This window comes from Pseudoxanthomonas sp. CCNWLW251 (assembly GCF_037402255.1).
Taxonomy (GTDB): Bacteria; Pseudomonadota; Gammaproteobacteria; order Xanthomonadales; family Xanthomonadaceae; genus Pseudoxanthomonas_A.
Genome location: NZ_JBBEGA010000002.1, coordinates 205,469 through 218,971, shown reverse-complemented (window position 1 = coordinate 218,971; position 13,503 = coordinate 205,469). Strand labels below are relative to the sequence as shown.

The 13,503-nt window shown below is 67.1% G+C and carries 16 protein-coding genes; 4 read left to right on the top strand and 12 right to left on the bottom strand.

The window, feature by feature from the left end:
* Positions 1-29 precede the first annotated feature (29 nt).
* Positions 30-1,079: an acyltransferase gene (locus tag WBN46_RS07970; RefSeq protein WP_337731072.1), complete on the top strand. Its 1,050-nt coding sequence runs from the start codon at positions 30-32 to the stop codon at positions 1,077-1,079.
* Between the two features lie 18 nt (positions 1,080-1,097).
* Here the strand turns inward: WBN46_RS07970 and WBN46_RS07965 are convergent, their stop codons facing one another.
* The 5 genes from WBN46_RS07965 to WBN46_RS07945 all read right to left on the bottom strand — a co-directional run bounded on the left by WBN46_RS07965 (position 1,098) and on the right by WBN46_RS07945 (position 4,930).
* A complete protein-coding gene (locus tag WBN46_RS07965; protein WP_337731071.1) occupies positions 1,098-1,811 on the bottom strand; it encodes a YoaK family protein in 714 nt (237 codons plus the stop codon).
* Between the two features lie 7 nt (positions 1,812-1,818).
* Entirely contained in the window at positions 1,819-2,313 is a 495-nt protein-coding gene (locus WBN46_RS07960; protein WP_337731070.1) for a hypothetical protein, read from the bottom strand.
* Between the two features lie 55 nt (positions 2,314-2,368).
* Positions 2,369-3,766, bottom strand: coding sequence for a PhoH family protein (locus WBN46_RS07955; RefSeq protein ID WP_337731069.1), 1,398 nt, complete (start codon positions 3,764-3,766; stop codon positions 2,369-2,371).
* A 115-nt stretch (positions 3,767-3,881) separates the two neighbouring features.
* The gene (locus tag WBN46_RS07950) at positions 3,882-4,367 is read right to left on the bottom strand and encodes a peroxiredoxin (RefSeq protein ID WP_337731068.1); all 486 of its coding nucleotides are present in this window, start codon (positions 4,365-4,367) and stop codon (positions 3,882-3,884) included.
* A gap of 2 nt (positions 4,368-4,369) precedes the next feature.
* Positions 4,370-4,930 (bottom strand): glycine cleavage system protein R, encoded by a 561-nt coding sequence (locus tag WBN46_RS07945; RefSeq protein WP_142124317.1) that lies wholly within the window; start codon positions 4,928-4,930, stop codon positions 4,370-4,372.
* A 179-nt stretch (positions 4,931-5,109) separates the two neighbouring features.
* On the opposite strand from WBN46_RS07945, the gene dapA reads away from it, so the two are divergent.
* On the top strand, positions 5,110-6,018 hold the full coding sequence (dapA, locus tag WBN46_RS07940) for a 4-hydroxy-tetrahydrodipicolinate synthase (protein WP_337731067.1): 909 nt from the start codon (positions 5,110-5,112) through the stop codon (positions 6,016-6,018).
* Positions 6,019-6,033: 15 nt separating this feature from the next.
* A complete protein-coding gene (locus WBN46_RS07935) occupies positions 6,034-6,525 on the top strand; it encodes a hypothetical protein (protein WP_192201476.1) in 492 nt (163 codons plus the stop codon).
* Between the two features lie 429 nt (positions 6,526-6,954).
* On the opposite strand, the gene fdxA is transcribed toward WBN46_RS07935, so the two are convergent.
* Complete coding sequence (gene fdxA, locus WBN46_RS07930) at positions 6,955-7,278, bottom strand: ferredoxin FdxA (protein ID WP_056881145.1); 324 nt, start codon at positions 7,276-7,278, stop codon at positions 6,955-6,957.
* A gap of 304 nt (positions 7,279-7,582) precedes the next feature.
* Between fdxA and WBN46_RS07925 the strand changes: the two genes are divergently transcribed.
* The gene (locus WBN46_RS07925; protein WP_192201475.1) at positions 7,583-8,290 is read left to right on the top strand and encodes a pirin family protein; all 708 of its coding nucleotides are present in this window, start codon (positions 7,583-7,585) and stop codon (positions 8,288-8,290) included.
* Between the two features lie 79 nt (positions 8,291-8,369).
* On the opposite strand, the gene WBN46_RS07920 is transcribed toward WBN46_RS07925, so the two are convergent.
* The 6 genes from WBN46_RS07920 to WBN46_RS07895 form a co-directional block, all read right to left on the bottom strand.
* Positions 8,370-8,528 (bottom strand): DUF1427 family protein, encoded by a 159-nt coding sequence (locus WBN46_RS07920; RefSeq protein ID WP_337731066.1) that lies wholly within the window; start codon positions 8,526-8,528, stop codon positions 8,370-8,372.
* Positions 8,525-8,755 (bottom strand): DUF1427 family protein, encoded by a 231-nt coding sequence (locus WBN46_RS07915; RefSeq protein WP_337731065.1) that lies wholly within the window; start codon positions 8,753-8,755, stop codon positions 8,525-8,527. The genes WBN46_RS07920 and WBN46_RS07915 overlap by 4 nt, the downstream gene beginning before the upstream one ends.
* Positions 8,752-10,386, bottom strand: a complete 1,635-nt coding sequence (locus WBN46_RS07910; RefSeq protein WP_337731064.1) for an MFS transporter — start codon at positions 10,384-10,386, stop codon at positions 8,752-8,754. The genes WBN46_RS07915 and WBN46_RS07910 overlap by 4 nt, the downstream gene beginning before the upstream one ends.
* Positions 10,387-10,389: 3 nt before the next feature.
* Positions 10,390-12,231, bottom strand: a complete 1,842-nt coding sequence (locus tag WBN46_RS07905; RefSeq protein ID WP_337731897.1) for an amidohydrolase — start codon at positions 12,229-12,231, stop codon at positions 10,390-10,392.
* Between the two features lie 88 nt (positions 12,232-12,319).
* On the bottom strand, positions 12,320-12,778 hold the full coding sequence (locus WBN46_RS07900; RefSeq protein ID WP_337731063.1) for a DoxX family protein: 459 nt from the start codon (positions 12,776-12,778) through the stop codon (positions 12,320-12,322).
* A gap of 12 nt (positions 12,779-12,790) precedes the next feature.
* A complete protein-coding gene (locus WBN46_RS07895) occupies positions 12,791-13,447 on the bottom strand; it encodes a hydrolase (protein WP_337731062.1) in 657 nt (218 codons plus the stop codon).
* Between the last annotated feature and the right edge of the window lie 56 nt (positions 13,448-13,503).

Below are 13,503 nucleotides of genomic sequence, written 5' to 3'. Positions count from 1 at the left end.
CATCCTGCGTCTAGGGGGTATCGCAAGGCGTGCCGGGAACGGCGACAGGGGATGGCGTGGGAAAACGGCTTTCAGGGCTCGATGGCGTGCGCGCGATCGCCGTGCTCATGGTTCTGCTGGGACACGCCGCCGGCCTTCCCCAGTTCCCGGTGGTGATCAGGAACCTGCTCGTGCTCGACATCGCACGCTTCGGCGTGGCGATCTTCTTCGTGCTCTCCGGCTTCCTGATCACCACGCTGCTGATCGACGAGCGCAGCCGGCGGGGGCGTGTTTCGTTGCGCGACTTCTACCTGCGCAGGACGATCCGGATCTTCCCCGCGGCCTATCTGTACATTGCGTGCGCGGTCGTGGTGGCGTCCATCGGCTGGGCGACGCTGAAGCCCGGGGACGTGCTGCATGCGTTGACCTATACGATGGATTACCACCACGACCGTGGATGGGCGCTGGGGCACCTGTGGTCGCTGGCGGTGGAGGAGCAGTTCTACCTGCTCTGGCCCTTGCTGTTCCTGTGGTCGGGCAAGCGCGCCGCCGTCGTGGTGGGGGTCATCATCGCGCTGGCACCGCTGGTGCGTGTGGTCGCGTGGATGGGGTGGCCGCAGGCGCGCATCGGGATCGACGAAGAGTTCCAGTACGTGGCGGATTCACTGGCCACGGGTTGCCTGACAGCGCTGCTGGTGCACCGGTTCGGCAAGGAGCGGTTGGCGGGCGCGATTCCGGCGGCAGCCTATCCGCTCGCGGCGCTGGTTGCCGTGGTGGCGGCGTCGTTCTCCGAGTGGCCGTCGTTCTACCTGCCGGTGGGTGCGACGCTGGTCAACATCGCCATCGCGGTCTGCCTGCTCGGTGTCGTGTTCCGGGTCAATGCCGGAATCGACCGCGTGCTGAACAGCCAGGTGGCCGTGTTCATAGGTACGATCAGCTACTCGCTCTATCTGTGGCAACAGATCTTCCTGGGCAGGAATGTCCCGCTCGCCCGCGAGATGCTGCCGTTGGCGATCGTCCTGCCTTTCCTGGCGGCCTGCGCCAGCTATTTCGCGGTGGAGAAGCCGCTGATCCGGCTACGCGAGCGATTCAGGCACTGAGACCCGGGAAAGGACGGATCAATCCGGTGGTCCGCGTTCGACGCCGTGATCCACCGGCTCCGTGCCCGTATCGACGAAACGTCGATGCAGATATACGACGTGCGCGATACCCGTGAGCCCGGTGAGCATCGCGGGCACCAGCAGCGCGTCGTAGGCCAGGCGCAGGTACAGCCACGCGCCAAGCACGCCTCCGGCGAGGAAACCGCTGATGATCAGGCCGCTGAGGGTCAGCCGGCGCACCGGCAGCGGCATGCCGCGCAGCAGGTGACCCAGTCCGATGCCGAGATCGGTGAACATGCCGCTGAGGTGCGTGGTGCGGACGGCGGCACCGCTGTAGGTGGTGACCATCGCGTTCTGCAGTCCGCACGCCATGGCGGCGAGCAGGGCGCCCCAGATCTGTTCCTGCTTGAACAGCGGAATCGCGGCGAGCAGCACGACCGCTTCCAGGGCCAGTACCACGCCGTAGCGACGCCCCAGTTTCAGCGTCTGGTCCTGGATGATCAGGCCGCTCAGCATCGCGCCTGCGCAGAACGCGATCAGCACGCCCCACAGGTGGATCACGGAACGGAGGTCGCCATGCGCGATCGCCGCGCCCAGCAGGCTGGTGGTGCCGGTCAGGTGGCTCACGGCTTGGTGTTCGAAGCCGAGGTAGCCGATGACATTGACCATCCCCGCCACGCACGCCAGCAGGACGGCGCCGATCCAGACCCAGCGGGGAAGGTGCAGACCCATGACCGGGTTACCCCGCCACGCGCGTGGCGCGGCGGCCGCGTCCCGGCCACAGACCCGTCAGCGCCCAACCGGCGAACGCAGGCAGCAGTTCCAGCAGCCAGGGCTGCCAAGCGGGAGGACCGAGGCCACCCGGTCGAACGACAAGCAGAACGGCGAGCGCAGCCAACTGGACCAGGCTCCAGGCGATCAATACATGCAGGAGGCGTCGATACCTGACGCCTGCGGCAAACCACCCGTAGCCTGCCGAGGCGACGAGAACGAAGATCGTGCTCTGGACGATGTAAGAGATGTCCGCCACGTCCTGCCACCGGCCGTCTGCGAAGCGTAGTGCAAGCATCGACAGGGAGAATGCGGAAACGGCGGCCGACACTGCGATCGCCAGGAAAATCGCTGCGCTGGCAAGCACGATGCGCCGCCATTGCATGCCGTGCGGTGCCGTAGCCTCCGCGTCCGGCCGGACGGGATCCGAGGCGTAGTGTGTCGGGGCGTAGGGATCGTGCATGGCGGGTTCGCGTGTGGCCGCTGCGCTGACCAGTGAGCGCAGCGGCCGTACGCCGTTACAGCACTTCCGACGCGTAATCCGCCAGACGCGACCGCTCGCCACGCCGCAGCGTGATGTGCGCGCTGTGCGCCCAGTTCTTGAAGCGGTCCACCGCGTAGGTCAGGCCGGATGTCGTCTCGGTAAGGTACGGCGTGTCGATCTGCTCCACGTTGCCGAGGCACACGATCTTGGTGCCCGGGCCGGCGCGGGTGATCAGCGTCTTCATCTGCTTGGGCGTGAGGTTCTGCGCCTCATCGAGGATCAGGTAGCGCGACAGGAACGTGCGCCCGCGCATGAAGTTCATCGAGCGGATCTTGATGCGCGAGGCGAGCAGGTCGTTGGTCGCCGCACGCCCCCACGCACCGCCTTCCTGGTTGTGCGTCAGTACTTCCAGGTTGTCGGTCAGCGCGCCCATCCACGGGGTCATCTTTTCTTCTTCCGTGCCGGGGAGGAAGCCGATGTCCTCGCCCACGCTGACCGTGGCGCGGGTCATGATGATCTCGCGGTAGCGCTGCTGGTCCATCGTCTGCGCCAGGCCGGCCGCCAGTGCCAGCAGCGTCTTGCCGGTGCCGGCGGTGCCGAGCAGGGTGACGAAGTCGACTTCCGGATCCATCAGCGCGTTGAGGGCGAAGTTCTGCTCGCGGTTGCGCGCATTGATGCCCCATACCGCGTGCTGGCTGTGGCGGAAGTCGTCGACGATCTGCAGCGTCGCTTTGTCGCCTTCCACCCGGCTGACGCGGAACTCCGATTCGTCATCACCGGGCAGGTAGAGGTACTGGTTCGGGTACCAGCCTGCGCCCTCGGTCATGGTGACTTCGTAATACGTGCGTCCCTTGTCGGTCCAGGAGCGCAGGTCCTTGCCGTGGCGCTGCCAGAAGTCCTCCGGCAGCGGATCCGCGCCGGTGTACAGCAGGCTGAAATCGTCCAGCGCGCGGTCGTTCTCGTAGTCTTCCGACACGATGCCCGCGATCGCCGCCTTGATGCGCAGGTTGATGTCCTTGGAGACGAACACCACCGGGATCTCCGGCTCGCTCTCCTTCAGCGCGAGGATGGCGCCGAGGATGGCGTTGTCGGGGATGACCGCGCCGAAGCTCTTGCCGGCGTCGAAATGGCTGGTCTGGAAGCGGAGCAGGCCCGCGCTCTGCGAGCCTCGCAGTTGCAGGCTGTTCGGCTGGATCAGCGGAATGCCGGCGGCCACGTTGTCCAGGCCGGAGGTCTCGACCAGTTCATTGAGGAAGCGGCTGACCTGCCGCGCATTGCGGCTCGCTTCCGACGTGCCCTTCTTGCCGTTGTCCAGTTCCTCGATCACCTGCATCGGCAGGTAGACGTCGTGTTCCTCGAACTTGAACAGCGCGGTGGGGTCGTGCATCAGCACGTTGGTGTCCAACACATAGATACGCTTGCTACGGGTCATTCGGGCAACCTCATCGAGGAAGATGTGTGAACACGGGCGACTTTTCCGCGGACAGCAGCGAACCACCATGACCCGCCGCGGCGCGGGATGGTGGATGGGGTGGAGGGGAATTCGGTCACTGGGCCTGGTGGGCCTTCAGGGCGTCCAGCACGGCGTCGGCATGGCCGGGAACCTTCACGCCGCGCCATTCCTGTGCAATGCGGCCGTCGGGCGAGATCAGGAACGTGCTGCGCACCACGCCCAGCACCTTGCGGCCGTACATGTTCTTTTCGTGGATCACGTCGAAGGCCCTGCACAGGGCTTCGTCGGCATCGCTCACCAGCGGGAACTTGAACCCTTGCTTTGCGCAGAAGTTGTCGTGCGACTTCACCGAGTCGCGCGAGACGCCCAGCACGGTGGCATCCAGTTTCCGGAACTCCGGCAGCAGCGCATTGAAGTCCAGGCCCTCGGTGGTGCACCCGGGCGTGCTGTCCTTCGGGTAGAAGTACAGCACCAGCCAGTGGCCGGCATGGTCGGCGAGGGTGGTGGTCTCGCCGCCGGACAAGGCCAGCGGCAGTTTCAGTGTCGATTTGGGCAGGGCGTTCGCGCTTTTCGCCGTCATCGTCAGAACTTCATCGGATCCATGATCGCGTCCAGGTTCAGATGGTCGCAGAATTCAAGGAAGTCGTCGCGCAGCGCGGCGATGTGCATGTTGGCCGGCACGCCGATGGTCACCTGCGCCGAGAACATCTCCGCACCGGTCTGCATGGCGCGGTAGCGCGTGCTCTGCAGGTTTTCGATGGTGATGCCCTGGCGGTCGAAGAAGTCGGCCAGCTGGAACAGGATGCCCGGTTTGTCCGCGGCCACCACTTCCACGATGTAGGGCAGCAGGTTGGACTGCACCACCTTGGGACCGGTGCGGTAGAACACCAGCTTCAGGCCCTCGTCGCGCTCGAGCCGCGTGAGCATGGTTTCCAGCTTCGCCACCGCGTCCCACGAACCCGTCGCCAGCGCCGTGACGGAGACGTCGCGCCCCACCGTGGACAGCCGGGCATCCACCAGATTGCAGCCGCTGTCGGCGATGCGGCGCGTCACCGACAGAAGCGGCGACTCCGGATGCGTCGTATAGGCGGTGATCAGGAGGTGGTTTTCGGTCGGCGAAGGCCGGGGCGTGGAATCGGTCAAGAGAGCTTCCGGCGTTGCGGTCAGGCTGAATGGCGGCCGGGCAGCGTCCCGGCGACGCAGGCAGCATACTTGCCCGCCCTTTGAGCCCGCAAGTAACATGCGGCCGACATTGCAGGCGAACCGGCCAACTGCGCTTATGGGCGCCTCCGGACGCCGGACACCCCACCGAGAGCCATCCCTTGCATCTTTCCGGCAGCATCACCGCACTGGCCACGCCGTTCCTGGCGTCGGGCGAACTCGACCTGGAAGCCTGGCGTTCGCTGCTCAAACAGCAACTGGACGGAGGCACGCAGGGCGTGGTGGTGGCGGGATCGACCGGTGAAGCGGCTGCGCTCTCCGACGACGAATACGACACACTGCTGCGCATCGCGGTGGAGGACGTGCGCGGGCGCATTCCCCTGCTGGCCGGCACCGGCCAGATGAATACCGCCAAGACCATTGCCGCCACGCGACGCGCAGCAGCAGCGGGTGCGCAGCTCGCGCTGGTCGTCACGCCGCCCTACGTGCGCCCGACGCAGGCCGGGCTGGTGGCGCATTACCGGGCGGTGGCCGACCAGGGCGGATTGCCCGTGGTGCTCTACAACGTGCCCGGCCGCACCGGATGCGATCTGTTGCCGGAAACGGTGGCCGAGCTCGTCGATCATCCGAACATCGTGGGCATCAAGGAAGCGCGCGCCGAACCCGAACGCATGGCGGCCCTGCTGGCGCTGCGGAAGGAAGGCTTCGCGGTCCTGAGCGGCGACGACCCGACGGCCTCCCGCGCCATGCTGGCCGGTGCCGATGGCCTCATCTCGGTGGGCTCGAATGCCCTGCCGCGCACCTTCCGCCGCCTGTGCGACCTCGCCCGTTCGGGCGAGGTGGCCGCAGTCGCCGGACTGGATGCCCAATTGCAGGAGATCTATGCCTTCCTCGGCGTGGAATCCAACCCCATCCCGGTGAAGGCGCTGCTGCAGCGCGCAGGCTTCGGCGATGGCCTGCGCCTGCCGCTGCTTTCGCTGTCCTCCATCCATACCGATACTGCCGATCGTCTCGCCGCCATGGCGCAGGCGCTGGAAGCACAATCCAACCGCGACATCCTCGCGGCCTGAACCCAGGAGATCCTCATGCGTCTTTCGTCTTCCCTCGTGCGTCCGCTTGCCCTGGTGCTGCTGGTCGTTTCCGTCGCCGGCTGCTCCTGGTTCAAGAAGGGCGCGAAGGGCGACTACGCGCTGGCGCCTGAAACGCGTCCGCTGGAAGTGCCGCCGGACCTCAACCTGCCCAACACCAGTGGCGCCATGCAGATACCTGCCGCCAGCCAGGCCACGGCGGCCGCAGCACCCGCAGCCGCGGGTGGTTTCACCGTCGCCGGTACCCGTGACGAAGCGTTCACCCGCGTGGGCGAAGCGCTCGCCGGCGTGGAGGGCGTCACCATCGCCAGCCGGGCCCAGCTGCTGGGCACCTACGACGTCAGCTACGAGGGAGCCAGCTTCCTCGTCCGTGTGTCGGGCGTCGAAGCCGGCGCCTACGTGACGGCAGTCGATCCGCGCGGCCTGCCAGCCACGTCGCCGGCCGCAACCAAGCTGCTGGCGGCGCTGAAGGCCAAGCTGGGCGGGTGATCAATCCGCTGCGGCGGGGTGAAGGATGTGCTGCCGTCGTCCCGTTTACGCACGCTGGGATCCATCTTGATCCTGCGTGTGCACTCCGACTGCCACGACAAAGGCAACATGGATCCCGGCGTTCGCCAGGATGACGAAAAGGCGCCTCACGGCGCCTTTTCCATGTGCTTGCGGCGGGCCCGCCAACTTGCCGATGACAGTCGAGCTGCTCGCCGCGCTGGAGGTCAAGCTGGCCGATGGGCAGCCCGCTGCGGCGGAGATAGTGGTGTTTGCCGTCGTCCCAGCGCACGCTGGGACCCATCTTGATCCTGCGAGTGCACTCCGACTGCCACGGCAAAGGCGACATGGATTCCGGCGTTCGCCGGGATGACGAAAAAAGGCGCCTCGCGGCGCCTTTTTTTATGTGCATGGTGCGGCAGTGCGCGCCCGTCAACGCTCCAGCAGCGGCAGCTTGTCCGGCTTGCCTTCCCATTCCTTCGCGTCCGGCAGCGGATCCTTGCGCGTGGTGATCACCGGCCATGCCCGGGAGAGTTCGGCGTTGAGCGCGACGTAGCCTTCCTGGCCAGCCGGCACGTCGTCTTCCGGGTAGATGGCATTGATCGGGCACTCGGGTTCGCACAGCGTGCAGTCGATGCATTCGTCCGGGTCGATCACCAGGAAGTTGGGGCCTTCATGGAAGCAGTCCACAGGGCAGACTTCCACGCAGTCGGTGTACTTGCACTTGATGCAGTTTTCGGTGACGACGAAGGGCATGAGGTTGGATGTGCAGCGAAGGAAACCATGCAAGTTTAAATCACCGCGTCATCCAGGATGGAAATGTTTCTCGGCAGCCCCCGTGCGCTTGCGCGCGGATCGGGGCGTGGCACGCATGGAATGTCCGCGTGCGCGACGGCCAGGGCTGCGGCGCTTCCTGTCTGATCGTTCCAGCAGGCTTGGCGCTACGCAGGTTGCCTGGCCTATATTTCCATTAATGGAACGACCTATTGGTTTTTGTTGGCTTTATCCCATTCGTGTCGAGGATCATGCTGCACGCCTCACCACACACCGGAGTACCGCCATGATCACCTTGCGCCCCGCCACCGCTCGCGGCCACGCCAACCACGGCTGGCTGGACTCGTGGCACAGCTTCTCCTTCGCGAGCTATTTCGACGACAAGCACGTCCACTGGGGTCCGCTGCGCGTGATCAACGAGGATCGCGTGGCCGCCGGCCGCGGCTTCGGCGAACACGGCCACCGCGACATGGAAATCATCAGCTACGTGCTGGAAGGTGCGCTGGGCCACAAAGACTCGATGGGTACCAGCTCCAGCATCGTGCCGGGCGACGTGCAGCGCATGAGCGCCGGCACCGGCGTGCAGCATTCGGAGTTCAACTACAGCGAAACCGGTACCACGCATTTCCTGCAGATCTGGATCATCCCCGACAAGCAGGGCGTGGCGCCCTCGTACGAAGAGAAGCGCTTCGCCGCCGAAGAGAAGCAGGGCCGCCTGCGGCTGGTGGTCAGCCCGGACGGCGCCGATGGTTCGATCTCCATCCATCAGGATGCGCGCCTGTACGCCGGGCTGTTCGACGGGGATGAAGCGGCGGAACTGCGCCTGGCCGAAGGTCGCCTGGGTTACGTGCACGTGGCGCGCGGCGAAGTGACCGTCAATGGCCGTACCCTGTCGGCGGGCGATGCGTTGCTTTACGAAGGCGAGCCGCTGGTCAGCGTGGGCCAGGGCATCGGGGCGGAAGTGCTGGTATTCGACCTGCCGCCGTTGAAGTAGGCAGGCGGCGCTGCGGCGCTTGCATCGACAGAAAGGGTGCGCGGATGCGCACCCTTTTCCGTTCTCGGGACGCGGTGGATCAGGTGAGCATGCGCTCGGCGACCAGGAAGCCTGCCGTCATGGCGACTACCAGCAGCGCGCCCTGCAGCCGGGGCGGCGCGGGCAGCGGCACGTCCAGCAGGCGGCAGCCCATGCCGATGGCCAGCGCGAGCACCAGGCCGAGCACCGTCAGCATCATGGGCGTCCTCCCTGTCTTGTTTCGCCGGTCGGTCCGCCGCAGTGGGCGACGTGGCGTGCTTCGCGGCGCGCCATGAAACGGTCGGCGACGACATACCCCAGCGTCATCGCCACCACCAGCAGCGCGCCCACCAGCACCGGCGGCGCCGGCACCGGGATGCCCATCCAGCGACAGCCGAAACCTATCGCGAAGCCCAGCAGCACGCCGGCGAGGAATTTCAGGTTCATGCCATGCCTCCGGGCGCCTGCGATGGCACCGGCACGGGACTGCCCGGCGCACCGCCGATGAAATGCCGCACGACGGGTGCGTGCATCGGGTCCTGCAGCAGGGCCTTGATCGCGTCCTGCAGCGCGCGCTCGTCTTCGGTGACGCGTTCGTGCTGACGCAGGTGCTCGTGCCAGGAACAGTCGACGAAGTATTCCAGGTAGGTGCCGGGCTGCGTGCTGTCTTCGGCCACGCCCCATTGCACGGCGCCGTTGCGACGGCGCGCATGCCCCAAGGGCTGCATGCGGGCCAGGAATTCCTCGCGCCGTGCGATATCCACCCGGTACTCGACCGTCACCAGCACCGGTCCGCGGTCACCACCGACATCACCCGCGACCACCGGTTGCGGCCAGTGGCCGGACGGGGTGACGTTGACCCGCGCGGCCTCGCCCAGCTTGAACCGCCAGCTGGCCAGTGCAGCGATCACCGTGCCGATCGCCGCCACGATCAGCGCCATCGGCGTTCCGTAGGCCTGCGCGACCGCGCCCCAGCCCAGGCTGCCGACCGCCATGCCTGCGGAAAACACCACGATGTACAGCGAGAGCGCACGTGCCCGTACCCACGCCGGCACCGAAGTCTGCGCGGCGATCTGCAGCGATGACAGCACCGTGATCCACGCGAAGCCATTGAGCAGCGAAACCACATACAGCGCGGGGATGTTGCGCAGCAGGGCGAGCGCCACCATGCAGCCTGCGTAGACGCCGGTGGCGGCCAGCACCATCGCGTCGGGATCGAACCGCGTGCGCAGGGCCGGCAGCAGCATGGCGCCGGCGATCGCGCCGATGCCGATGCAGCCCAGCAGCAGGCCATAGGTGCCCGCACTGGCACCCAGCTCCTGCTTCACCACGATGGGCAGCAGCGCGGTCAACGCACTGGCGAAGACGAAGAAGCAGGCGGCCTTCACCAGTACCGACTGCAGTACCGAGGCCTGCCCGGCATAACGCAGCCCGGCGCGCAGCGCCGCGCCGAAGGTTTCCGGTGGCAAAGCGGAGGATGCCGGCGAGCGCCGCCAGCGCCACAGCACGACCACCACGCAGAGGAAGCTCAACGCGTTCACCGCGAACGCCCACGCGATGCCGGCCTGCGCCACGATCAGGCCGCCGAGCGCAGGTCCGATGGAGCGCGCGATGTTCATGCTCAGCGAGCCCAGCGCCACCGCCGGCCCCAGCATCGGCCGCGGAACCAGCTCGGGTGTGGTCGCCTGCTGCGCGGGCATCGCCATCGCCGCGCCGATGCCCAGCGCGAACGTCAGCGCCACCAGCGTCCACGGCCGCAGCATGTCCAGGTGCGCCAGCACCGCCAGCGTGCTGGCGACCAGCAGCATCCACAGCTGCGCGATGATCAGGTAGCGCCGCCGGTCGACGATGTCGGCCAGCGTGCCGGCCACGATGGCCAGCAGCACGACGGGCAGGGTGGTGGCGGATTGCACCGCGGCCACCATCAGCGGCGAACCGGTGGTTTCCGCCATGACCCAGGCGGCGGCGACATCATGGATCCACGTGCCGATGTTGCCGACCAGGATGGCCAGCCACAACGCGCGGAATGTCGGTTGCTGAAGCGGTGACCAGGGTCCGACGGGTGCGGGCGTCGCCATCGGTCAGAACGCGAAGCAGGAGCAGCCCATCGCGCCCCAGAAATTCCGCAGGTCATGCGCGGGCGTGGCGTGGTGCGCGGCATGGCCGTGCTCATGCACCTGGCAGTGCTTGCCCTGTGCATGCGATATCGCTGCGGTCGCCTGCGCCAGGGTGCCGCCCTGGTAGCCGCCGAAACGGTTGACCGGCGACCAGTCCGGCATCGGGGGTGGCAAGATAGGTGCGAGCGGGGAGTACGGTCCGTCGCCGTGCACGATGCGGCCGCCCACTACCGTCAACACACTAGTGATGTCGGGGATGTCGGCCTCGGGCACGCTGAAAAAATCCGCAGACAACAGCGACACGTCGGCGAACTGGCCCGGCGCCAGTCGTCCCTTGTGGTCCTGTTCGCTGGAGAACCACGCACTGCCCCGGGTCCACAGCGCCAGCGCTTCCTCGCGTTCCAGCCGGTTGTCGTCGCCGTACATGCGCAGTCCGCCGAGCGTGCGCCCGCTGACCAGCCAGTACAGCGCCACCCACGGGTTGTAGCTGGCGACGCGGGTGGCGTCGGTGCCGGCGCCGACCGGCACGCCCGCCTGCAGCATGCGGCGCACCGGCGGCGTGTGCTTCAGCGCGTCGCTGCCGTAGCGCTCGGCGAAGAACTCGCCCTGGAACGCCATGCGGTGCTGGATGGCGATGCCGCCGCCCAGGGCGCGCACGCGGTCGATGTTGCGCGGCGAAATGGTCTCGGCGTGGTCGATGATCCAGTGCAGGCCATCGAACGGCACTTCACGGTTCACGCGTTCGTAGACGTCGAGTACGCGGGTGATGCTTTCGTCATAGGTGGCATGGATGCGGAAAGGCCAGCGCTTTTCCGCAAGCAGGCGCACCACGTCATCTAGCTCGCCTTCCATGCCGACCGGCAGTTCGGGGCGCGGTTCGCGGAAATCCTCGAAGTCCGCCGCCGAGAACACCAGCATCTCGCCCGCGCCGTTGTGGCGCAGCATGTCATCGCCCTGGCGCGGCGAGAGCATGCCCGACCAGCGTTGGAAGTCGGCCAGTTCCTGCCCCTTCTTCTGGGTGAACAGGTTGTAGGCGATGCGTACGGTCAGTTCGTCATCCGCGTGCAGCTTCTGGATGATCTCGTAGTCTTCCGGGTAGTTCTGGAAGCCGCCACCCGCATCGATCACCGACGTGATGCCCAGCCGGTTCAACTCGCGCATGAAGTGGCGCGTGGAGTTCAGCTGGTACTCGGCCGGCAGCTTCGGCCCCATGGCCAGCGTCGCGTACAAGATCAACGCGTTCGGCTTGGCCAGCAGCAACCCGGTGGGATTGCCAGCCTTGTCGCGCTGGATCTGGCCTCCGGGCGGATCAGGGGTGTCCTTCGTGTAGCCCACCGCACGCAGCGCGGCGCGGTTGAGCAGGGCGCGGTCGTACAGGTGCAGCAGGAAGACCGGCGTGTCCGGCGCCAGCGCGTTGATCTCCTCCAGCGTGGGCAGGCGCTTTTCGGCGAACTGGTGCGCGCTGAAACCGCCCACCACCCGCACCCATTGCGGCGCCGGCGTGCGATCCACCTGGGTCTTCAGCATCGCCATGGCATCGGCCAGCGAACGCACGCCGTCCCAGCGCAGTTCCAGCGTGTAGTTCAACCCGCCGCGGATCAGGTGCGTGTGGCTGTCGTTGAGGCCGGGGATCAGCCGGCGTCCGCCGGCATCGATGATGCGCGTGGTGTCGCGGGCGTGCGCCATCACGTGGGCCTCGTCGCCCACCGCGAGTATGCGTCCGTCGGCGAAGGCGATCGCGCTGGCGGAAGGCTGTGCCGCATCCAGCGTGGTGATGCGGGCGTTGCGCAGGATCAGGTCGGCCACGGGAAGTTCTCCGGATCGGGCATCACGGGGCAGTGCAGCCAGCGCGGCAACCGCCGCCGCAGTCTTCAGCAGGTGGCGGCGCGTATCGTCAACGGCCATGCGCGAACCCCGATCGTGCGGTGCGCAGGGCATCGAAAGACAATGCGCCTGGGCCGGTCAATGCCACCGCGAGGTTCACCAGCAGCCACAGCAGCGGGTACTCGATGCCGCCGTGCATCCAGAACCAGCCGTGCGACAGGTTCAGCGCCACCGTGACGCCGAGGAACGCCGCCGAGCCGAAGGCCGCGATGCGTGTGAACGCACCCGCGAGCACCATCAGTCCGAGCAGGGTCTGCAGTGCGGCAAGCAGCAAAGGCAATGGCGCGGCGGAAGGCAGGCCGAAGTGCTGGAGTTCGGCTGCGAACCCGGCGATCCCCGGCCCGCCGAACCAGCCCAGCAACTTGCCCAGTCCATGCGGCAGGAGGAAACCGCCGGCGGCCAGGCGCAGCACCAGCAGACCGGCCGGGACAGTCTCATGGCCTGCGCGTTGCGCGACGTTGGCGGTCATCGCGGCGTCCCGTCAGTGGCCGCCTTCGGACGCCCCGAACATGCTCTTGGCGTACTGGATGCCGAGGCCATAGCCGCCGCCATGCAGCTTGGCGATGCCGGTGGTCAGGTCGTAGGTCGCGCTGCGTGCCCAATCGCGCTGCAGTTCCAGCAGGTACTGCACGCTGGTCAGCGGGCGGACGCCGGCCTGGACCATGCGCTGCATGGCGCGCTCGTGCGCCTCGGCGGTGACATCACCGCAGGCATCGGCGATCACGTAGACCTCGAAGCCCTGGTCAAGCGCGGACAGCGCCGGCCCGACGATGCACACGCTGGTCCACAGGCCGCCGAGCACGATGCGTCCCTTGCCGGAGGCATTCACCGCCGCGATGACCGCTGTATCTTCCCAACAGTTCATGGTGGTGCGGTCGAGCACGTTCGCATTCGGGAAGGCCTCGGGGATTTCCGGGAACAGCGGACCGGAGAACGACTTCTCGGCCACGGTGGTCAGCAGCGTCGACACGCCGAAGCCGGCCGCGCCCTTGGCGACCAGCGCAACGTTGTTGCGCAGCATCGCCACGTCGATGGAGTGGGTGGCGAACGCCATCTGCGACTGGTGGTCGATCAGGATCAGCGTGTGGTCGTGAGGCGTGAGCAGGGTCTTGCCGGCGGCGGGGGTGGCGGTGGGCATGGCGGGCTCCGGGCATGGGGTAGGAATCGCACCACTGTGGCGCGCGCACGCGCACG